At 72.4% G+C, this 21,902-nt stretch carries 15 protein-coding genes and 1 pseudogene; 8 read left to right on the plus strand and 8 right to left on the minus strand.

Translation table 11 applies throughout. The features are described from left to right. Window positions 1–3 precede the first annotated feature (3 nt). From EP757_RS38505 to EP757_RS38525, 5 genes and pseudogenes are all read right to left on the minus strand, one after another. Window positions 4–1,188 carry an ABC transporter permease gene (locus tag EP757_RS38505; RefSeq protein ID WP_127553261.1) on the minus strand — a complete coding sequence of 395 codons (1,185 nt, stop codon included), beginning with the start codon at window positions 1,186–1,188 and terminating at the stop codon, window positions 4–6. Further along, window positions 1,188–1,850: pseudogene (locus tag EP757_RS38510) on the minus strand (ABC transporter ATP-binding protein); the annotation flags it as partial. The pseudogene EP757_RS38510 and the gene EP757_RS38505, both read right to left, overlap by 1 nt. After that, on the minus strand, window positions 1,847–3,118 hold the full coding sequence (locus EP757_RS38515) for an efflux RND transporter periplasmic adaptor subunit (protein WP_127553263.1): 1,272 nt from the start codon (window positions 3,116–3,118) through the stop codon (window positions 1,847–1,849). The gene EP757_RS38515 and the pseudogene EP757_RS38510, both read right to left, overlap by 4 nt. A 74-nt stretch (window positions 3,119–3,192) precedes the next feature. Further along, the gene (locus EP757_RS38520) at window positions 3,193–3,921 is read right to left on the minus strand and encodes a L,D-transpeptidase family protein (RefSeq protein ID WP_232050227.1); all 729 of its coding nucleotides are present in this window, start codon (window positions 3,919–3,921) and stop codon (window positions 3,193–3,195) included. Window positions 3,922–4,071: 150 nt separating this feature from the next. Further along, window positions 4,072–4,896, minus strand: a complete 825-nt coding sequence (locus EP757_RS38525; RefSeq protein WP_127553264.1) for a CAP domain-containing protein — start codon at window positions 4,894–4,896, stop codon at window positions 4,072–4,074. Window positions 4,897–5,186: 290 nt separating this feature from the next. Here EP757_RS38525 and EP757_RS44370 point away from each other — a divergent pair, with 290 nt between their 5' ends. The 8 genes from EP757_RS44370 to EP757_RS38565 all read left to right on the plus strand — a co-directional run bounded on the left by EP757_RS44370 (window position 5,187) and on the right by EP757_RS38565 (window position 16,119). Continuing rightward, window positions 5,187–6,998, plus strand: a complete 1,812-nt coding sequence (locus tag EP757_RS44370) for an acyltransferase (RefSeq protein ID WP_232050228.1) — start codon at window positions 5,187–5,189, stop codon at window positions 6,996–6,998. Between the two features lie 172 nt (window positions 6,999–7,170). Further along, window positions 7,171–7,644, plus strand: a complete 474-nt coding sequence (locus EP757_RS38535; RefSeq protein ID WP_127553265.1) for a chemotaxis protein CheW — start codon at window positions 7,171–7,173, stop codon at window positions 7,642–7,644. After that, the gene (locus EP757_RS38540; RefSeq protein WP_127553266.1) at window positions 7,641–9,023 is read left to right on the plus strand and encodes a protein-glutamate O-methyltransferase CheR; all 1,383 of its coding nucleotides are present in this window, start codon (window positions 7,641–7,643) and stop codon (window positions 9,021–9,023) included. Before EP757_RS38535 ends, EP757_RS38540 begins: the two co-directional genes overlap by 4 nt. Further along, window positions 9,020–9,562, plus strand: a complete 543-nt coding sequence (locus tag EP757_RS38545; protein ID WP_127553267.1) for a chemotaxis protein CheW — start codon at window positions 9,020–9,022, stop codon at window positions 9,560–9,562. The genes EP757_RS38540 and EP757_RS38545 overlap by 4 nt, the downstream gene beginning before the upstream one ends. Continuing rightward, window positions 9,559–11,028 (plus strand): methyl-accepting chemotaxis protein, encoded by a 1,470-nt coding sequence (locus tag EP757_RS38550; protein ID WP_127553268.1) that lies wholly within the window; start codon window positions 9,559–9,561, stop codon window positions 11,026–11,028. The genes EP757_RS38545 and EP757_RS38550 overlap by 4 nt, the downstream gene beginning before the upstream one ends. Then, complete coding sequence (locus EP757_RS38555) at window positions 11,028–13,073, plus strand: response regulator (protein WP_127553269.1); 2,046 nt, start codon at window positions 11,028–11,030, stop codon at window positions 13,071–13,073. The genes EP757_RS38550 and EP757_RS38555 overlap by 1 nt, the downstream gene beginning before the upstream one ends. Continuing rightward, window positions 13,070–14,140, plus strand: a complete 1,071-nt coding sequence (gene cheB, locus EP757_RS38560; RefSeq protein ID WP_127553270.1) for a chemotaxis-specific protein-glutamate methyltransferase CheB — start codon at window positions 13,070–13,072, stop codon at window positions 14,138–14,140. Before EP757_RS38555 ends, cheB begins: the two co-directional genes overlap by 4 nt. Next, a complete protein-coding gene (locus tag EP757_RS38565; protein WP_127553271.1) occupies window positions 14,137–16,119 on the plus strand; it encodes a response regulator in 1,983 nt (660 codons plus the stop codon). Before cheB ends, EP757_RS38565 begins: the two co-directional genes overlap by 4 nt. A gap of 3 nt (window positions 16,120–16,122) precedes the next feature. Here EP757_RS38565 and EP757_RS38570 read toward each other — a convergent pair whose 3' ends face one another. The 3 genes from EP757_RS38570 to EP757_RS38580 all read right to left on the minus strand — a co-directional run bounded on the left by EP757_RS38570 (window position 16,123) and on the right by EP757_RS38580 (window position 21,851). Then, window positions 16,123–18,444, minus strand: a complete 2,322-nt coding sequence (locus EP757_RS38570; RefSeq protein WP_127553272.1) for an N-acetylmuramoyl-L-alanine amidase — start codon at window positions 18,442–18,444, stop codon at window positions 16,123–16,125. A 114-nt stretch (window positions 18,445–18,558) separates the two neighbouring features. Next, complete coding sequence (locus tag EP757_RS38575) at window positions 18,559–21,105, minus strand: FtsX-like permease family protein (RefSeq protein WP_127553273.1); 2,547 nt, start codon at window positions 21,103–21,105, stop codon at window positions 18,559–18,561. Then, window positions 21,102–21,851, minus strand: a complete 750-nt coding sequence (locus tag EP757_RS38580; protein WP_127553274.1) for an ABC transporter ATP-binding protein — start codon at window positions 21,849–21,851, stop codon at window positions 21,102–21,104. Before EP757_RS38580 ends, EP757_RS38575 begins: the two co-directional genes overlap by 4 nt. Between the last annotated feature and the right edge of the window lie 51 nt (window positions 21,852–21,902).

The raw sequence follows: 21,902 nt of genomic DNA on the forward strand, positions 1-21,902 counted from the left end.
TCGTCACTCGGTTCGCAGGGCGACGACCGGGTCGAGGCGTCCCGCCCGCTGAGCGGGAACGACGCCGAAGACGATCCCGACGATCGCCGACACCCCGAACGCGAGGGCCATCGACCACCACGTCAGCGCGGCCGGCACCGGGGTCAGCCGGTCGACGGCGAGCGCGGCCGAACCGCCCAGCAGCATGCCCAGCACACCCCCGGACGTGGTGAGCAGCACCGCCTCCAGGAGGAACTGCACGCCGATGTCGCGGGGACGCGCGCCGACCGCCTTGCGCAGGCCGATCTCCTTGGTCCGCTCCCGCACCGAGACCAGCATGATGTTGGAGACGCCGACGCCGCCGACGAGCAGGCTGATCCCGGCGATCGCGGCGAGCACCCCGGTCAGCACGCCGAGGATGTCGCCGAGCACGCCGAGGATCTGCTCCTGGGTGACGGCGGAGAAGTCGGTGTCCGGATGCCGTCCGGTGAGGGTCGCGGTGACGGCCGTGCTCAGCTCGCCGATCCGCTCGCGGTCGGGCGCCCGGATCGCCAGGCCGTCGATCCGGGCGGTGCCGAGGAGCCGCTGCGCCGCGGTGACCGGCACGTGCACCTCGCCGTCCCGGTCCACGCCCAGGCTCTGGCCGAGCGGCTCGAACGTGCCGATCACCCGGAATCGCACGCCGCCGATGGTGATCTGCCGGCCGATCGGGTCGCGCTCGCCGAACAGGTTCCGGGCCAGGCCGGCGCCGAGGACCGCGACCCGCCGGCCGGTGGCCACGTCGGTCCGGGTGAGGTAGGCGCCGCGGTCGAGCCGGCGTACGAAGACATCCGGGGTCGTCTCGAGAACGCCCTGCATGCTGGCGAAGGCGCTGTTCTTGCCGGCCCGGACCGTCTCCCCCGAGCTGATCGTGACGGCGACGCGTGACCGATCGCCGACGATCCGGGTGACCGCCTCCACGTCGTCCAGGGTGAGCGGCGAGGAGGTGGGCGCGGCGCCGGCTTCGAGCCGACCCGGAACGACGATCAGCAGGTTGCTGCCGAGGCCCTCGACCTGCCGCTCGATCTGTTCCTTGGTGCCGGTGCCGATGCCGACCAGCGCGACGACGGCCGCGACGCCGATGACGACGCCGAGCATGGTGAGGAGGCTGCGGAGACGGTTCGCGCGCAACGCGTCGAGGGCGACCCGCCAGGCCTCGGCGAGCCTCATACGATCCGGCCGTCCTTCATCACGATCTGCCGCCGCGCCCGGGCCGCCACCTCACGATCGTGGGTGACCAGGACGACCGCGACGCCGTCGGCGTTCAGCGACTCCAGCAGCGCCAGCACGGACTGCCCGGTCGCCGAGTCCAAGTTGCCGGTCGGCTCGTCGGCGAGCAGCACCGACGGCCCGGTGACCAGCGCCCGCGCGATCGCCACGCGCTGCTGCTCGCCGCCGGACATCTGATTGGGCCGGTGCGTCATCCGGTGCGCGAGCCCGACCCGCTCCAGCATCTCGGCGGCCCGGGCCCGGCGTTCCCGGCGGCCGGCGCCACGGTAGACCAGCGGTAGCCCGACGTTGTCCTGCGCGGTGGTCCGGGACAGCAGGTGGAACGACTGGAAGACGAAACCGATCGTGGAGTTGCGCAGGGCGGCCATCTCGTTCGGGGAGAGCGCGGCGACGTCCCGGCCGCCGATCAGCAGAGTGCCGCCGGTGGGCCGGTCCAGGCCGCCGAGCAGGTGCATCAGCGTCGACTTGCCGGAGCCGGAGGTGCCGACGATCGCCACGTAGTCACCCGGCTCGACGGACAGCGAGACCCCGCGCAGCGCCGGGACGGAGAGGCCGTCCAGCTCGTACGTCCGGCTCACGTCCACGGCGACGATGGCGCTCACGGAACCTCGTCGCCGGCGTCGACCTGGTCGGCGCCGGCGACCACGACCGCCTGCCCGGCCTCCACTCCGGACACCACCTGGACGGTGTCCTCGCCCTGCACTCCCAGCCGCACCGGCGCCGCCACGAACCGGCCGTCCTCGACCGTCCAGACGGTGTCCTCGCCGTCCACGCTGATGATCGCCGACGCCGGGACGGTCACCGCGTCCTCGGCCTGGCGCACCCGGAGACGGACGATCGCGCTCATGCCGGGGCGGGGTTGCGGATCGGAGCCTTTCAGATCGAGGCGCACCCGGTACGACACCCCGCCCCGAGCGGAGGTGGTCGGCAGCAGGTCGGAGGATCGCACCTCGGCCGTGTAGGCCACTCCCGGGGCGGCGTCCAGCTCCACGTCCGCGGCCACGCCCGGCTCGACCAGCAGGACATCGGTCTCGTCGACGTCGGCGGTGAGTCCCATCTCGCTGGTGTCGACGACGGTAACCACCGGGGCGCCGGCCGCGACGTAGCCGCCTTCCGGCGTGGCGCTGTCGACACCGTTCTGCGGTGTCTGCACACTTCCGCCCTGTTCCAAGATCGCCGACAGATCGGGCGTGCTCGGGGCCGCCTGCACGCCGCCGAGCTGTACGACCCCGGCGATCGGCGCCTTCAGTGACAACGCCTCCACCGCCGTGTCGGCCAGCTGATAGGCCTGTTCGGCCTGGAGTCGCTGGGCGGCGCTCAGCGCGCTCATCGCCCGGCCGAGTTCCGCGACGCCGCGCTGCACGGACCGCACGGCTGCGGCCGCCGCCTCCGCCGCCTCCTCGTATTGCTTCTCGGCCGCGGCGATCTGTTCCTGGAACGCCTTCTTCAGCGCCGGATCGCTGATCTTCTCGGCGGCCTCGTCGGCGTGGTCGAAGGTCTTGTCGGCTTTTCTGTCATTCGTTCTGACGTAGTCGACGGAAACGGACACCACCGCCGTCTCGTCCAGTGCCTCCTCGGCGGCGTCCCTCCGCTGCTCAAGCTCCGGCGAGGAGATCACCGCGAGCAGATCGCCCTTGTCGACCCGGTCGCCGGACGCGACCCGCAGATCGGCCAGCGTGCCCGCGGCGGGGGCGGTCAGGGTGGCTGCCGAATGCGCGGTGACCGTGCCGGGCGCCTCGACGATCTCCTCGACCGTGCCGATCACGGCCTGGCCGACGCGGATCCCGCTCGGCTCGTCGTCACAGGAGGCGGCGGTCGTGAGAAGAAGCGTGAGAACGGCGATGATCACTATTCGTGGTCGTCGGGACACAGGTGCCACTCTATGTCTCCGTACGCGAAAAAGGCCGCCCCCGGATCGGGGACGGCCTTTTCACCGGTGCGGGATCAGGTGCCGGGACGACGCCCGTAGACCTTCACCGTGGAGCCGATCTTGCCGAGGCTCCAGTACTTCTTCGCGTCCTGCGGCAGCAGGTTGACGCACCCGTGCGAACCACGCCACATGTCGTGGATGTAGGTGGTGGTCTGGTGGAAGCCACGTCCGCCGATGAAACGCTGCCAGTACGGCAGCCACACCTCGTACGGGTCCGACCACTCCTTCTTGGTCCGCTTGTTGATCTTGAAGGTGCCGGCCGGCGTGCGGTAGCCCTTCATGCCGGTCCGGGTGATCGTCGGCTTGACGAGCACCTTGCCGTTCTTCATCACGTAGGTCGTCTGATGGGTCAGATCGACGCAGAACGTGATGCCCTTCTTCTTCGCCTTGCAGGCCGACGTCTTCGTCGATGCCAGCCGCTTGGCGACGTTGAAGGTGGTCGGGCCGGCGAGACCCTTGGCCGGCTGGATGCCGAACCGCTTCTGGAACTTGACGATCGCCTTACAGTCGGCGGCGGACTGCTTGCCGTCGACCGTAACCGTTCCGTACCCGCCCAGTTTCTTGAGGTAACCCTCGACCTGCTTCTGGTACTTGCCGGTCGCGCACGACGCGGCAGCCGCCTTGGTGACCACCTTGGTGGTGGTCACCGGCGCGGCCGCGACGGCACTCGCCGGCGACAGCCCGACCACAGCGAGACCACCGCCGACCAGGGCCGCTATCACGGCGCCGGCCACCCGTCTCATTGCCAAATCGACATCCTCCCCAGGAGTGTTGTCCGCACATAGAAGCACAGCCGTCCCAGTGGTGACGCCTGGGGAAGCACCGTGACATGAAACCGGTATGCCATCGGCACGCCGGCGATGCGGTTGAGACTCCGGGGAGTGTTCAGATAATCAACGGGGTGTGGCGAAGTCCTGGACCCAGTACGGAGTGTCGTCGGCGCCGATCGCCAAACCGACACCCATCTGGTCCAGGCGGCAGTCCAGGATGTTCTCCCGGTGCTCGGGGCTGTTCATCCAGTCGGTCACCACCTCGAACGGCGACTTCTGGCCGCGGGCGATGTTCTCGCCGTAACGCTTCCACTCGTACCCGGCGTCGGCGACCCGGCTGCCGGCCCGGTCGCCTCGCGAATCCTCGTGGGCGAAGTAGTTGCGGCGGGCCATGTCCGCGGCGTGCCGGTTCGCCGCCTCGATCAGCCGGCGGTCCGGGGTCAGCGAGCCGCAGCCGTGGCTCGCGCGGTTGCGGTTGACCAGGGCCAGGACCTGCTGCTGCAGCGGGGAGGCGGGACTGTCGGAGATGTCCCGGGCGCTCACCTCGTCCCGGGCGGCGTCGAGGACGTCCCCGGCGGGGTTCCCGGGTTCAGCTGCCGCCCGCCGAGGACGAATTTCCTCCTCTTTATCACGATTTTTCGGACTTAATGGTTTTTCGGAAGCCGACGCAGGAGAAGTCAGCGCAGGAGAGGCCAGCGCGGAAGAGGCAGGCACGGGCTTCGACGGTTTCGGCGCGGGACTCTTGGCGACCGGGTCCGCGGCCGGCGTGCCAGTGCCCACGCGCGGCGGCACTGTCTCGTCCGGGTCCGGCAGCAGCCGCTCCCCGAACAGCTGGGCGTCCGGCACTACTGGCGCGTCCGGTGACTGCTGCGCCAGCGCCGTCGCGGTCACGCCACCCGCGGCCAGCGTCGCGGCGGCCACACAGGCCACTACCAGAGGTTTCCGCATGAGTTCGTCGATCCCGTCGGTCAGGGCGTTCCGGCCTTCTCCGTCACGCGCGCCGGTTGACCAACGGCATCCGTCCGGGGCGGTCACTCGCCGCTTTTCCGCCCTTAAAGATCAACAGCCTTCTCTCGTACGGGGTGAGCTGCACTAACAGCGTCTCCCGCCAAGCACACGTGTCGCACAATCGCACTGGAAATCGGCAGCATTCCGCCTATTGGGGTAATCCGCTCAGGCGTTATCGGCAACCACCCGGACGGTCCCGTCCACCCCTTGGCCGCCGCTACTTTTTCGCGGTGCGAAATCGATACCTGGACCTCCTCCGCGCCGTGGCGATCGTCCGGGTGATCGTCTATCACCACTTCGGATGGCCGCTGCTGTCCATCGTGTTCCCCGCGATGGGCGTCATGTTCGCGGTCGCCGGATCGCTCACGGCGGCATCCCTCGCGAAACGCTCCCCCGGCAGCGTCGTCGTCTCCCGGATGCGGCGCCTGCTGCCGCCGGTCTGGCTGCTCGGCCTCGTCGCGGTGCCGGCGATGCTCTACGCCGGATGGCAGACCGAGACCGACGGCGAGCACCCGTTCTCACCGGCGAACCTCGCGTTCTGGATCCTGCCGCTCGGCGACCCGCCGGGCAGCGATGCCGGGGCGTTCGTCTGGGATGCGCTCTGGTACGTCCGTACGTACCTCTGGCTGGTCCTGCTCTCCCCCCTGCTCTATCCGGTCTTCCGCAAGGTCGGCTGGCCGATGCTCGCCCTGCCACTGCTGCTCATGGTGGTCCTGGAGCGCGGCTCCTTCGGGATGCCGGCCCCGGTGGAGTCGGCCCTCTGGGACCTCGCCACCTACGGCGCGTGCTGGCTCGCCGGTTTCGCCCACCGCGACGGCCGGCTCGGGCGCACCCACCCGTCCGTTGTCGTCGCCGGGTTCCTCGCCCTCGGCGGCACCGGGCTCTACTGGCTGGTCCAGGGGCACGCCGAGACCGGCTGGGATCTGAACGAGGTGTCCGAGGCGCAGGCCGTCTACTCGCTCGCCTTCGTCCTGCTCGCCCTGCGCTGGCAGCCGCCGATCGAGCGGCTCGTCACGAACCCGAACGTCGACCGTTTCGTGAACCTGCTCAACGCCCGTGCCGTCACCGTCTACCTCTGGCACGGCGCCGCGATCGCCGCGGTCTACCCGATCCTGGAATTCATCGCGATGGAGGACCTCGGCCACTTCGAGGCGCCGATCACCCTGGGCATCACGTTCGGGGTGACGGCGGTGGCGGTGATGCTGTTCGGCTGGGCCGAGGACCTCGCCGCGAAACGCCGCCCCCGCCTCTGGCCCGCCGACCCGACCCCGATGCCGGCCACCCCGCAACCGGTGGGCCCGGTCCCGGCCGGCTGGCCCGAGTCGTCCCGGGACGACCACGCGGCCTCATCGGTGACGCCGGGCCTCCGCTTGTCCCCAGCCGACACGCCCGCCCTGCGACTGCCCGGTCCCGGCACCCATGCCCAGCAGCAATTCACCCCCGGCCTCCCTGCCCAGCAGCCGTTCGCCACCGGCCTCCCGGCCCAGCAGCCGTTCGCCACCGGCGTCCCGGCTCAGCAGCCGGCGCCGGGTGACGGTCACGGGCAGCACGCGGCCGGTCTCGGATCGCGGTTGTCCGCCGCCTCCGGCCCGCAACCGCCCGCCACCGCCGGCCCGCGGTTCTCGGCCGCCGACACCGCGCGACTCTCCGCGCCCGGCCTCCGCCTCTCCACGACCGACACCTCACCGAACCTGCGGCTGGCGCCTCCCGAGGCCGTCCCGCCGCAGTTCTACGGCCCCCGCCTCACCTCCGCCGCCGAGCTCCCCGCGGACCCGGGCACCGAGCCGCACCCCTACCGGCACGCGCTCGGCGACTCGCCCGAGCCGGCGGCCTCCTACGGCGAGATGCCGATCGCCGGACGGCCGGCACACTCCTACGACCCGCAGCCGAACGGTCACGGCAGCGTCCCCTGGTCCGGCCACGACGCGGGTCACGCAGCCGGCCCCTCCTCCGCGGCGGCGCGCGAGACGTGGCAGCCGGGCCCGCAGCGAGCGGCGAGCGACCCGGACGACGCCCCGGCGTTCCGGTACGACGCTCCCTGACGTTCCCCCAGTACACCGGTCCCGGCGTGAGGAGGGCGGCCAAGCGCCGGGACCGGGCATACCCCGGCTTGACGGGTGGGCGATTTCGGAGGCTGTCCCCGGCGTACCAGGAAAGGTTGCAAAGCGAGCGAAGCTCGCGAAAGCGGGTGATCTGGTCGCTAGCCTGACTCTCGTGGGGGAGGTAGCGGTCGGCGCTCGGGTGATCGCTCTGGTCTTTCAGGCCGGGCCGCTTTTCTGCGCCTTCCCGCTGGACGAGGTCGTGGAGACGATGCGGCCGCTGCGGACGCGGCCTCTCGCCGGGACGCCTCCCTACGTGCGGGGGCTGACCATCCTGCGCGGGACGCCGTCGCCGGTGGTGGACGTGACGCGGCTGCTGACCGGGGAGATCGCGGAGATCGAGCGGTACATCGCGGTGCGTGCCGGACGCGGCGTCGTCGCGTGCGCCACCGGGCCGGTGCTCGGGGTGCAGGACATCGAGACGGAGCCGACGGAGGGACCGTCGGCGGCGCTGACCGGTGTGGTGTCGAGGGCGCTGATCGCGGGGGTCGGGCGGATCGGCACGGATCCGCTGGTGCTGCTGCGCGGCATCCGGGCGGTGCCGGACGAGGTGTGGGAGGCCGCCGCCGGGCCGGAGGCCGCCGCATGATCCGGGGAAGCGATCTGAGCCGGTTCTGGGAGCTGCTGCAGCGGCGGCTCGGGTGGACGCCGACCGATCAGGACGGCGCGCAGACGGCGGCGGTGCTCACCGAGCGGGCCACGGCGCACGCCATGACCGAACGGGAGTACCTGAACCGGCTCGCCCAGTCCGGCTGGGACAGCGAGACCGCCGAGCTCGCCGACGCGCTCAGCATCACCGAGACCTACTTCTTCCGGCACGGCGACCAGTTCCGGATCCTCCGCGAGGAGGCTCTCCCGGAACGGATCCGGGCCCGGGAGGGCCAGCGGGTGCTGCGGCTCATCTCGGTGGCGTGCTCGTCCGGCGAGGAGGCCTATTCGCTGGCGATCGAGGCGTACCGGGCAAGGCCCGGCTCCGATTGGATCGTTTCGGTGACCGGCGTCGACGCCAACCGGCGGATGCTGGAGAAGGCACGCGGCGCCGTCTACGCCGAGTGGTCGCTCCGGGAGACCCCTGATGACGTGCGGCGGCGCTGGTTCCGGGAGACCGGGACGGGCTTGCGGGTGGTGCCCGAGGTGGCGTCGACGGTGCAGTTCGCCGAGCAGAACCTGGCCGCCGAGGCGCCGATGCTGTGGCAGCCCGGCCGGTACGACGTGATCTTCTGCCGGAACGTGCTGATGTACCTGACACCGGCCGTCGCCGGACGGCTGATCCAAAACCTGACGAACTCCCTGGCGGAGGGCGGCTACCTCTTCCTCGGGCACACCGACTCGCTGGGCAGCAGCCCGGAGGGCCTCGAGGTGTGCCACGACGGCGGGACGGTCTTCTACCGCCGTTCGTCGCCGACGCCGCGGCCCGCCCCGACACAGGCGACGCCGGCGCGGGGGGAGACGACGCCGGCACGGCGGGTGGCGACGCCGGTGGCCGACGCCTATCCCCGGGCGCTCGACCTGTTCCGCGACGACCGGTTCTCCGAAGCGCTCGACCTCCTCGAGAACCCCGGAGACATCCGGGAGATCCTCCTCCGCGGCGTCCTGCTGGCCCAGAGCGGCCGGGTCGCCGAGGCCCGCGACACCGCGCACCGGCTCATGGAGATCGGCGGCCCGCACCCGGACGCCCACCACCTGCTCGGCGCCTGCCACGAGCTGGACTGCGCGGACCAGGCGGTCGGGCAGTACCGCCTGGCCGCCTATCTGGACCCGGCGTTCGCGATGCCCCGGCTGCGGCTCGGGCTGCTGTCCCGGCGGCGCGGCGACGACCGGGGCGCGGTCGCGCACCTGCAACCGGCCCTGGAACTGCTCGTCCGCGAGGAGGAGGACCGGATCGTGCTGTTCGGCGGCGGATTCGGGCGGCTCGCGCTGACCACGCTGTGCCGTACCGAGCTGGAGGCCTGCGGGGTGCGGCGATGACCACGCCCAACGTGGCGGACCGGGTGAGCCGGCTGCGGGACGAGTTCGACAGGTCGTTCGCCGAGCCGGCACGGACGCTCGGGGCGGACAGTGTGGAGCTGCTCGCGATCGGGGTGGGCGGCCGGCCGTACGCCCTGCGTCTCTCCCAGGCGTCCGGCGTCCACCCGGACCGGCCGGTGACCGCGCTGCCCACGCCGGTGCCCGCGCTGCTCGGCGTGGCCGGGTTCGCCGGGACCGTGGTGCCCGTCTACGACCTGGCGGCGCTGCTCGGCCACCCCATCCCGGAGCGGCCTCGCTGGCTGGTCCTGACCACCGGGTCGCCGCCGCTCGCCCTCGCCTTCCACCAGCTCGACCACCATCTGCGGGTGCCGGTCACCGACGTCGTCGAGGGATCCATCGGTGACGCGGGACCGCAGGCGTACCTGCAGGGGATGGTCCGGCTGCCGGACGGGAACCGGCCGATCGTGGACGTGCCGGCCACCCGAACGCTCGTCCATCAGCTGGCCGGACACCAGCCCGTTTCCGAGGAGGCCTCATGATGGCTGGACACACGTACGGCCGGAAGCTGGCCGTCGGCGTCGGCATCACCATCGCGTTCACCCTGATCTCGGTCGTCACGGCGGTGCTCGCCCTCGCGTTCGTCGTCGACTCGAAGGACCGGGTCATCACGGCGGCCAACACGAGACTGGTCGGGGCCGAGACCCTGGGCCGGATCCTGGAGACCCGGCTCGCCGACTTCCGCGGCTACATGCTCTACAAGACCCAGTCCTTCGCCGACGCGGCGGCCGCCGATCGGGAGAACTTCCGCAAGCAGATCGCCGATCTGCGCGCGGCCATGCCGGAACAGGCCTTGCAGACCATGCTCGACCGGGTGCAGGCCGCCGAGGAGGCGCACGCCGGGGCGGTCAGCGGCGTGATGGCCCAGCGGGCGGCCGGCGCCACGGTCGAGGAGATCGTGAAGATCAACGATTCGCAGGCCGTCCCGCTCCGGGACACGCTGAAGAACGAGCTGAACACGCTGATCGCCCGGGTACGCACCGACGTCGAGGCGGATCGGAAGGACTCCTCGGACCAGGCCGCTCTGGCGATCCTCGTCATCATCGCGCTGGGCGTGCTCACCACGCTCTGTGCCGCCGCGGTCGCCTGGCGGCTGAGCCGGGACCTGAAACGCGAGGTGGGCGCCGCGGTCGGGCACATCCAGAGCTCGTCCGCGCAGCTGGAGGCGGCCGCGTCCCAGCAGGTCAGTGGCGGGCGGGACCAGGCCAGTGCGATGAGCGAGATCACCACGACGATCAGCGAGCTGCTGATCACCAGCCGGCAGATCGCCGACTCCGCCCAGCGCGTCTCGAAGATCGCCGAGGAGACCGAGTCGGCGGCCCGGGCCGGGGACGCCACGATCGACCAGACCCGTGCCTCGATGGCGGCCATCCGTACCCAGGTGGATCAGATCGTGCAGCACATGCTGGCGCTCGGCGAGAAGTCGCAGCAGATCGGCCTCGTCGTCGATCTGGTGTCGGAGCTGGCCGAGCAGACGAACATCCTGGCGATCAACGCGACCATCGAGGCGAGCGGGGCGGGCGAGTGGGGCCGCCGGTTCGCCGTGGTGGCCGAGGAGATCCGGAAGCTGGCGGACCGGACCGCCGCGTCGGCGAAGGAGATCCGGGCGCTGATCGAGGACGTCCGGGGCGCGGTGAACACCACGGTGATGGCGACCGAGATCGGGGCGAAGGCCGTCGACTCCGGCGCCCGGCAGTTCAACGAGGCCACCAACAACTTCCGGGAGATCGTGAAGCTGGTCGCCACCACGAACGACGCGACCCGGGAGATCGAGCTCTCCACGAAGCAGCAGACCACCGCCGTCGAGCAGGTGAACGTGGCGGCCGGCGACACGGCACGGGTGTCGCGGGAGACCGAGGCGAGCGCCGTGCAGACCAAGCAGACCGCGGCACACCTCTCCGCGCTCTCCGGTGACCTGCTGGAACTCGTCGGCTCCGGTAAGCACTGATGGGAAAGGACCCGCTGCGCTACTTCCGGCTCGAGGCACGGGAACTGGTCGACCAGATCAGCGCCGGCGTCCTCGACCTGGATCAGCGGCCCGGGCCGGAACCGGTCGGGCGGCTGCTGCGTGCCGCGCACACGCTCAAGGGCGCGGCCCGGGTGGTGAAGCAGAAGGAGATCGCCGACCACGCGCACGCCTTCGAGGAGATCCTGGTCCCGCACCGGTCCGGTGACGCGCCGCTGGCGGCGGACGAGATGCGGGAGCTGCTCCGGCTGAACGACGAGATATCGTCGCAGGTCGCCCTGATGGAGGCGCCCGAGACTCCGCCGCCGGCCGTCGCGGAGAAGTCCGAGTCGCCACCGGAGCCGGAGATCACGATCCCCACCCGTACCTCCTCCTCCGATCTTGACGAGCTCCTGGACGCCATCGGGGAGGCGAACGCCCAGATGGCGCCGCTGCGGGAAGGCCTCGGCACGATGGAGCGCCTGCACCGCTCCGCCGAGACCCTCTCCGACCAGCTGCGGACCAGCGAGCCCGGCGTGGTTCGGGCCTCCGCGGTCCGCCTCGCCGGTGAGCTGGGCACGGCGAGCCGCCGGTTCACCGACGCGGTCGACCAGATCGAGCGGGAGCTCGACGACGTCCGGGCCAAGGCCGAGGGCCTGCGGCTGGTGCCGGCCGGTTCCATCTTCACGACGCTGCGCCGGGCGGTCCGCGACGCCGCCGACGCCGAGGGCCGCAAGGTCCGGTTCGTCTCGCTCGGCGCGGACATCCGGATGGGCGCGCACCTGCTGGGACCGGTCAGCGGCGCGTTCCTGCACGTGGTGCGCAACGCCGTGGTGCACGGCATCGAACCGGAGGCGGAACGGATCGCCGCGGGCAAGCCGGCCGAGGGGACGATCACCCTGGAGGTGGAGCGGCGTGGCCGGTGGGCGGTGTTCCGGTGCGTCGACGACGGGCGCGGGTTCGACCTGGAGGCGCTGCGGCGTACCGCGGTGGACCGCGGGCTGCTCGGGCCGGGCACCCGGCCGCCCGGGGATCAGGAGCTGCTCGACCTGGTGATGCGCGGCGGGATCAGCACGTCCGCTCAGGTCACCGAGGTGGCCGGACGGGGCATCGGGATGGACGCGGTGCGTGAGGTGGCGGCGCAGCTGCACGGTGAGGTGCGGGTACGCAGCACGCCGGGAGAGGGCGCGACGGTCGAGCTGACCATCCCGCTCACGCTGCTCAGCATGACCGGTCTGATCGTCGAGGCGGGCGGCGCGAGCGCGACGGTCCCCCTCGACGCGGTGCGCGGGTGCCTCCGGCTGAGTGCCGCGGAAGCGGCCACCGCCGCTTCGAGCGGGCGGATCCTGTACGACGGCAGCGCCGCCCCCTTCCTCCCGCTGGCCGAGGTCCTCTACACCGGCGAGGCGGTGCCGGACGTCCAGGGCACCGGCGCGGCGATTGTGGTGGCCTGCCCGGCCGGCACGTACGCGATCGGCGTGGACCGGCTCTGCGGCACGTCCGCCCTGGTCGCCCGCCCGCTGCCGGAGCTGGCGCCGGCCTCGGCGGTGATCAGCAGCGTCTCGGTCGAGGCCGACGGCCGCCCCCGGCTCGTGCTCGACCCGGAAGGGCTGGCCGTCGCGGTGCTGCGCGGGCACGGCGCCGGCGCGCGATCGGCCTCCTCGGTGAACGCCGAGCCGCTGCCGATCCTGGTCGTCGACGACTCGCTGACCACGCGCATGCTGGAACGCAGCATCCTGGAGTCGGCCGGGTACGCGGTCCAGCTCGCCGCGTCCGGTGAGGAAGGCCTGGAGAGGGCCCGCGCCGGCCGGTACGGCCTGGTCCTCAGTGACATCGACATGCCCGGCATCGACGGCTTCACCCTGGTCGAGCGGATCCGCGCCGACCCGAAGCTGTCCACCATCCCCTGTGTCCTGGTCAGCTCCCGGGCGAGCGCCGAGGACCGGGAACGCGGCCGTGCGGCCGGCGCCGACGCCTACGTGGTGAAGGGCGAGTTCGACCAGGAAGAGCTACTGGCCCACATTCGTCGACTGGTGGTGCGCTCATGATCCGGATTTTGATCGTCGAGGACTCGGTCACCATGCGGCACCACCTGCGGGAGGCGCTCGCCGCCGACCCGGATCTCCAGGTGGTCGGCGAGGCGGTGGACGGCGAACGGGCTGTCGAGCTGGTCGCCCGGCTGCGCCCCGACGTGATCACGATGGACATGATGCTGCCCGGGATCAGCGGCCTGGCCGCCACCGAGCAGATCATGGCCGAGCATCCGACGCCGATCCTGGTGGTGTCGTCGGCGGACCGGCAGGAGCTGTTCAGCACGTACAACGCCCTGGCCGCCGGCGCCGTGGACGTGCTGGAGAAGCCGCGCGGCGACGACTCGGACGCCGACTGGGGGCTGCGGCTGCGCACCACGCTGCGGATCGTCTCCCGCATCCGGGTGATCACTCATCCCCGGGCCCGGCTGGGCCGGAACTCCTCCCCCATGCCCGCCCCGGCCCCGGCGCTGCCGTCCGTCGTGCCGGTCGCCGCACCGGCGCTGAGCGTCGTCGCCGTCGGCGCGTCCACCGGCGGGCCGGGCGCGCTCACCGAGCTGATCCGGGAGCTGCCGCCGAACTTCGCCACCCCGGTCCTGGTGGTGCAGCACATCGCGGCGAGCGAGCAGTTCGCCGTGGCGTTCTCCGACTGGCTGGCCGGGCAGACCGGCCGCAACGTGCGCTACGCGATCGACGGCACCCCGATGAGCCGGGTCGGCGGGCAGGTGCTGCTCGCTCCGCCGGACCGGCATCTCTACGTCCGGGACAGGATGCTGCGGCTCAGCGACGGCCCGCCGCGGCACTCCTGCCGCCCGGCCGTCGACGTGCTCTTCGAGTCGGTCGCCACCGAGTTCGGCGCGACGGCGGCCGGCTGCCTGCTCACCGGGATGGGCCGGGACGGCGCGGCCGGGCTGCTGCAGATGCGCAACCGGGGCGCCGTCACGTTCGCCCAGGACGAGGGGAGCTGCATCGTCTACGGCATGCCCCGGGAGGCGGCGCTGCTGGGCGCGGCAACGTACGTCCTGCCGCCCGGCCGGATGGCCGCCCGCCTCGGTGACCTGCACCCGGCCGGAGCCCGGCGATGACTCCCACCGTGCTGATCGTCGACGACAGTCTCACCGTGCGGATGGACCTCAACGAGGCGTTCTCCGACGACGGCTTCACCACGATCCTCTGCGCGACCGGCGCGGAGGCGCGGGCCGCGTTCGCCGCCGCGGCCTTCGACGCCGCGGTCCTCGACGTGATCCTGCCCGACGCGGACGGCCTGGAGCTGCTCACCGAGCTGCGCGGCGCCCGCACCGGTGTGGTCACCATGCTGCTCTCCAGCGAGAGCGAGGTGGCCGACCGGCTGGCCGGGCTGCGGACCGGAGCGGACGAGTACGTCGGCAAGCCCTACGACGCCGGCTACGTCGTCGCGCGCACCCGCCAGCTGCTCGGCGACGGGTCGCAGGCCGCCGGCCGGACCAGCGTGCTCGTCATCGACGACAGCATGACCTTCCGGGAGCAGCTGCGCGACCTGCTCGAACCCGAGGGGTACGGGGTGCTGACCGCGGCGAGCGGCGAGGAGGGCCTGCGGATGGCGGCCGACCGGCGCCCGCAGGCGGTGATCGTGGACGGCGTGATGCCGGGCATCGACGGCGCCACGGTGATCCGCCGGATCCGCCTCGACCCGGCGCTGCGCGACACCCCGTGCATCCTGATGACCGCCGCCGACGACTACGCCACCGAGATGCAGATGCTGGAGGCCGGCGCCGACGCGTTCGTCCGCAAGCAGCAGGACCTCGCCGTCGTGCTGGCGAAGCTGGCCGCGGTGCTGCGGCAGAGCGCCGAGCAGCTGCCGATCGAGTCGATCAGCAGCCTGCACGGGCCCGGCAAGGTGCTGATCATCAGTGGGAACGACGACGACCGCGAGATCTGGGCCGACGCGCTGCGGCCGGAGGGGTACGACACGGTCACCTCGGGCAACATCGACGAGGCGCTGGAGATGCTCGCCGAGCAGCCGGCGGACTGCATCGTCGTCGGCTTCGACGACGACCTGGATCGGGCCCAGCGCGCCTGCCGGACCATCCGGGACGTGCCGCAGATCGGTGAGCTGCCGCTGATCGTGACCGGTGATGAGCACGCCATGCTGGACTGTCTCGCCGCCGGCGCCGACGACTACGTGCGGCGGGTGGACATCCCGGACGGGTTGCGGGCGCACGTACGGGCCCAGATCCGCCGCAAGCAGTCGCACGACGAGGCCCGGCGGATCCGTGAGGAGCTGATGCGCCGGGAGCTGGACGCCGCCGAGGAGCGCGCGGCCCGGCAGCTCGCCGAGACCCGCGCCGCGCTCGTCGAGGAGCTGGAGTGGCGCAACCGCGAGCTGGAGGCGTTCTCCGGCTCGGTCTCGCACGACCTGCGCGGCCCGCTCCAGGTGATCAGCAGCTTCGCCGAGCACGTGCTCGACGAGGAGGACGGTGAGCCGCTCGGCGAGCAGACCCGGCAGCGGCTCACCCGGATCCACGCGGCCGCCATGCGGATGGCCGACCTGGTCGAGTCGCTGCTGATCCTGGCCCGGGCCAGCCGGGGCGAGCTGCGCCGGGAGACGTTCGACATGACGACCACGGCCCGGCAGGTGATCAGCGACGTCGCGGCCCGCGACCCGGAGCGCGACGTCGAGTACGTGGTGGTCGAGGGCATGACCGCGGACGCCGACGAGGGCCTGGTCCGGGTGATCCTGGAGAACCTGATCAACAACGCGGTGAAGTTCAGCCGCAAGGTCGACGACCCGGTCGTCGAGGTGGGCTGGCAGGACGAGAAGTTCTACGTCCGGGACAACGGCGCCGGATTCCCGGCCGAGCAGGCCGGCCAGCTGTTCCGGCCGTTCGCCCGGCTGCACGACGCCCGCGACTTCCCGGGCACCGGCATCGGGCTGACCACGGTGAACCGGGCGGTGGAACGGCACGGCGGGGAGATCTGGGCGGAGAGCTCCGAGGGCAAGGGCGCCACGTTCTGGTTCACCCTGCCCCCGTCGGCGGAGCACAGCGGCCCGGAGCGGCGGACGGGCGCCCGCCGCTCCGGTTGACCGTCAGCCGACGTAGGCGAAGCCGTCGGAGATGACGGCCGGGCGGCCCTTGGTGCCGAGCACCTCGATCATGACCTTGTGCTTGCCGGGGGTCAGGGCCCGGGTCCAGACGGCCTGGCGGTAGAGGTTCTTGCCGGCCTTCAGGTCCAGCGTGGAGACCTTCTTGCCGTCCACGTAGATCGCGACCTTGCCGGACTTCGCGGTCCGCGCGAAGATCAGCGCGGCGTGGCGGCCGGTGAACGTCCAGGTCAGCTTCCGGCCCTTGGTGGAGGCGGAGAGCGCCTTGCCGCTCACGTGCGACGACTTCTTCACCGTCGTCCACGCGCCGGTCTTCTTCGCCGAGGTCTCGGAGAGGACCGTCACCTTGCGCTTGAGCGTGCTCGTCCGGGTGTTGCCGGCCACGTCGCGGGCGGTGACCGTGTACGCCGTGGTGCCCGCCTTCACGCTGACGTTCCAGCTCTTCGCGGTGGCGCCGAGGGTGGCCGCCTTCGGCTTGCTCACGGTGTACCCGGCGAGCGCCGCGTTGTCCTTCGCCGCGAAGGTCAGCGACATCGGCACCGAGGTGATGCTGTACGTGCCGGTGCGCAGGGTGGCCGCCAGTCCCGCGCTCCACACCGGCGCCGTGGCGTCCCGGTAGATCGTCGCGCCGACCTGGGCGGTGGTGCCGGAGACGTGCACGCCGCGGACCGCCACGCTGTGTTTTCCGGCCGCCAGGGTGAGCGACACGGACCGGGCGGTGTTCGCGAGGGTGCTGACCTTCTTGCCGTCGACGTAGACCTCGAAGCGGGCGATCTTCGCGTTCGCGGTGGTGACCGACCAGCTCAGGCCGGCGGCGCCGCGCGCGTAGAAGACGCTGCCCGACTTGACGGCGCCGGTGACCGGCTTCAGCGCGAGCCCGGTGATCTGCTCGACCGCTTGCGCCCGGATGGCCGGGAGCCGCGCGTAGAGGTTCTTGCCCGGGCAGGCGGTCGCGTCGGCGTCACGGTGACCGGAGATGCGCGGGGTGACGAACTTCGCGCCCTCCTTGTACTTGCCGTTCGTCGACCCTGCGGTGACCTCGACGCTGCTGGTCGGGTTGTAGCCGTACTTGCCGAGCCGGGCCGCGGCGACCTGGCCGATGACCTTCTCGATCGCGGCGTTCGAGGCCGCCGTCTCGAAGTTGCCGATCACCGAGATGGCCGCGTAGTTGGTGTTGAAGCCCTGCGTGTGCGCGCCGACCACCGGGGTCTCGACGCCGCCCTTGCGGCCCTCGTAGAGCCTGCCGCACTTGTCCAGCAGGTAGTTGTACCCGATGTCGGACCAGCCGTTGCTCTTCACGTGGTAGGTCTGGATGCCCCGCACGATCGCCGCCGAGTCCGCGCAGGCGTAGTCGTTGGTGGTCGCGGTGTGGTGCACCCAGAGCGCCTTGACCTCGGTGCCGATGCTGATCGACTTCACGATGGTCTCGTCGGCGCTCCAGCCGGCCCGGCTCACGTAGGACGGGAACTGCGCCTTGACCGGGACCGTCGAGGTCGGCGCCGGGGTCGCGGAGGTCGTCGACCGGGCCGGCGCCGGCGAGGTGGTGGCCGCCTTGACCGTCGGGCTGGCGGTGGTGGCCTTGGCCGTCGGGCTGGTCGTGGTGGCCGCCGCCGGCGCGGTGGTGGCGGGCGTCCCGGCCGGGGTCGTCGTCTGCTCGGCGGGAGGCGTGGTCGTGGACTCCTCGACCGGCTCGGTGGTCTCGGCCGGCTCGGTCACGGTGGGATCGGTGGTCGGCTCGGCGGACGGCTCCTCGGTGACGGCGGCGCCACCACCCTGTCCACTGCTGTCCGTGCCCGGGTCGATCAGGTCGAGCCGCAGGCCGGCCGGGAGGCCGGCGCCGCCACCGGCGATCCGCGCCGCGACACCGTCGGACGGGCCGACCCAGAGCGGCTCGGTGCCGCCCCGGCGTCCGTTGTCCGCGGCCTCCGCGCCGTCCGGGCCGATGTCCGTGCGTTCCAGGTCCTGCCAGCCGGTCCACGTGCCGCCGACGCCGCGGGTCTTGACCTGGATGGTGCCGGACGGCGCCGCCGACGGGTCGGACCAGGTGACGCCGAGCAGGCTGAACCGCTTCGTCTCACGTTCCGGGAGGTCGACGTCGCCGCCACTGGACTGCGCGGCGATGTCGACGGTGTTCAGATCGGTCTTGATCTTCGGGGGCGCCGCTGCCGGATCGGGCGGGAGGACGGTGACCGCCTCCGCCACGAACGTCGGCTCGGCACTGTCCGGCCAGGCCAGGACCGCTACTCCCCCACCGGCCGCCAGCACCGCCGCAGCAGCGCCCACCCCGATAGCCAGCCGTCGATTCATCAACCGGTCTCCCGCTTCCCCGTGAAGATCATGCGGGCGTGAACGCTACCGGACCGTCCGCTCGCAGGCGTCCCCGGATCGAGGGATCGTTATCTGTGAGCGGACGGTCACTCCCTATTCGGTCCCGAGCGCGCTCACCGGGCTCACCCGGGCGGCGCGCCGGGCAGGCAGCACACCGGCGAGAGCGGTCAGCCCGACCAGGGCCAGGAAGACCACGGCCAGCTGCAGCACCGGCAGGGCGAGCGGCGCGTTCACGCCGGTGGCCAGGACCGCGAGCCAGGCGTACGGGACACCGAGCAGTGTTCCCAGGGCGGCGCCGATCACCCCGTACAGGGCGGATTCGGTCGTGAGCATCGTGCGCAGCCCGCCGCGGGACATCCCGACCGCGCGGAGCAGGCCGGACTCCCGGACCCGTTCGACCACCGAGAGCGCCGTCGTCGCCCCGACGCCGACGATCGCGATGAGCACGGTCAGCCCGATCAGGACCAGCGCGACCGCCAGCAGCACGGTCAGCCCGGCGTTCATCTGGTCACGCTGGTCGGCGAGCACTGTCACCCGGAATCCCGACTGATCGGCTCCCGGCCGGCCGGCTCCGGGCTGACCGGCCGAGGCCTGGCGCAGCGCCTGCAGTCCGGCGGTCCGGGCGTCCTCGCCCTGCCGGGCCGCGTCGGCGAGGACCCCGCTCGCGCCGGCCGGGGCGCCGAGCGCGGTGAGGTCGGCCGGGTCGACGAGCAGGCCGGAGTGCAGCGGCGCCATGTCGGAGAGGACGGCGACCACGGTGAGCCGGGCCTCGCGACCCTTACCCGCTGTGACCACCGCGGTGTCGCCGACGGCGAGGCCGGCCAGGTCGGCGACGAAACGGCCCAGGACGACCGAGCCGGCCTTGAGGTCATCGGTCGATCCGGACGAGGCGTCCAGGTCGGCGAGCCGGGGCAGCGCGCTGAGCGACAGGTCGGTCGCCGCCACGTCCTCCAGGCCGCCGACCGTCACCGCGTCGACCCGCCGGTACGGCGTGACCCGGGTCAGGTCGGCGCTGTTGCGGGCGCTGTCCACGATCGCGGCCGGCAGCGGCGTGCCCTCGGCCGCGGTGAGCTCGTAGTCGGCGGGCGCCGACCCGGCCAGCTCCCGGTCGGCGAGGGTACGGACCGACGCGCCGCCGACCAGCACCCCGGCGATGAGCGTGACACCGAGTGCCACCACGACCGAGACCGCGGCGGCCCGCCGGGTGCTGCCGCCGACCCCGCCGACGGCGAGCCGGCCGACCGGGCCGAGCCGGCGCAGCGGCCAGCCGGCGACCGCGAGGACCGGGCGGACCAGCGCCGGGCCGAGCGCGATGAGCGCCACGAACGCGAGACCACCGGAGACGATCACGCCGAGCAGCAGGGGCAACGGGTCGTACTGCTCCGGGTCGGGTCCGGGCAGGTTCACCGCGACGTACGCGGCGACGCCACCGGCCAGCAGCACGAAGACCAGGCCGGTGATCCAGCGCAGCGCGCCGATGCCGGTCTTCGCGCCCGTCGTGGCGGCGCTGCGGAGGGCTTCCAGGGGCGCCACCCGGGCCGCCGAGAGGGCCGGCGCGAGGACTGCCACCAGGGTGATCAGCACGGCCAGGGCGACCGTGCCGAGGGCCGGGAGCAGCGGGAAGCCGGGCGAGGAGACCGTGAAGCCGACCGCGCCCAGGATCGGCGGGATGGCGTGGCAGACCGCGAGCGCGCCGGCCACGCCGACGACGCCGGCGACCAGCCCGGTCAGAATGCCCTCGGCCGCCAGGGCCCGGCCCAGCGCGGACCGGCCGGCGCCGACCGCCCGGAGCAGGGCGAGCTGCCGCAGCCGCTGGGCGAAGACGATCCGGAACGTGGAGGCGGCGATCAGCCCGGCCGCGATCACGGCGACCGCCACGAACGCGCCGACCACGGCGAAGACCTGGGTCACCTCGCTCGCCGCCCGCTGCGCCTCGTCCAGCCGGACGTCGGCCCCGATGACCACCTCCGGCTGTTCCTCACCGTCGGCGACCGGGCCGGCGACCACTGTCGTCACCTCATCCCGGACCACCGCCGGATCCGCACCGCCGTCCAGGCGCATGTCGATCCGGTCGAGGACGTCGTATCCGGTCAGTGCCGCCACCGTGGCCGCCGGGGCGTACCCCTGAAAGCCGAAGTCGTCGCGGGGAGTGACCACGCCGACCACCTCGAGGGGCACCGCCTCGCCGGTGCCCGCGTCCGCCTTCGCTGTCGCGCCGACGGTGAGCCCGAGACGCTCGACGGTCCGTGGCGTCACCGCGATCTCCCGGGGACCGGCCGGCATCCTTCCCTCGGTCAGGGTGATCACGCTGAGCGGGCCGGTCCCGGGATCGGCGGTCAGGCTGAGGTACTCGCCGTCCACGTCGAGGCCCGCCTCCGCGCGGCCGGTCGCCTCCGCAACGCCCGGCAGCCCGCTGATCCTCTTGAGCTGAGCCGCGTCCAGGACGCCGCCGCGGACCACCAGATCGACCGCCTCGGGCGTGCCGGCCAGGCCGTTCAGCACACTGCGCTCGGTGATCTGCTGGGCCAGCACCGTCGCGTAGACCACGAACGACGCGACCAGCACGGCCAGGCCGGTGAGCAGCATGCGGGCGGGCCGCCGGGCCACCCCTGCCAGCTGGGTACGCAGGACCGCCCTCATCGGCCGGCCGCCAGAGCCTGGAGGGCGTCCGTCACCGACGCGATGTCCGGGCGGTCGATCTCGCCGGCCAGGCGTCCGTCGGCGAGCAGCACGACCCGGTCGGCGTACGCGGCAGCGCCCGGATCATGGGTCACCATCACGATCGTCTGGCCCAGCTCCCGCACCGAGTCGCGCAGCAGCCGCAGCACCTCGGCGCCGGACCGGGAGTCCAGGTTGCCGGTCGGCTCGTCGGCGAAGACCACCTCGGGCCGGCTCACCAGCGCCCGGGCCAGGGCGACCCGCTGCTGCTGGCCGCCGGACAGCTCGCTGGGCCGGTGACCGAGCCGGCCGGCCAGCCCGAGTGTCGTCACCAGCCGGTCGAACAGCTCCGGATCGGGGGTGTTGCCGGCCAGGTCCAGCGGCAGCGTGATGTTCGCCTGCGCGGTGAGCTGCGGCAACAGGTTGAAGGACTGGAAGACGAACCCGATCCGTTCCCGGCGGGCCCGGGTGAGGACCCGGTCCGGCTGGCGGGTCAGGTCGGTCTCGCCGAGGAGCACCTGGCCGGAGGTGGCGGTGTCCAGCCCGGCCAGGCAATGCATGAGCGTCGACTTGCCGGACCCGGACGGGCCCATGATCGCGGTGAACCGGCCGCGGTCGAAGCCCACCGTGACACCGTCGAGCGCGTGCACGGCGGTGTCGCCGGACCCGTACACCTTCACCAGATCCACGGCGGCTACCGCCGTGTGTTCAACCACCTTCGTCTGCATGCCGAGCAGCTTGATCGATACGTTCGGCGGGCACATCGGCCCGCGGGCGGG

The sequence above is a fragment of the Actinoplanes sp. OR16 genome (assembly GCF_004001265.1).
Taxonomy (GTDB): domain Bacteria; phylum Actinomycetota; class Actinomycetes; order Mycobacteriales; family Micromonosporaceae; genus Actinoplanes.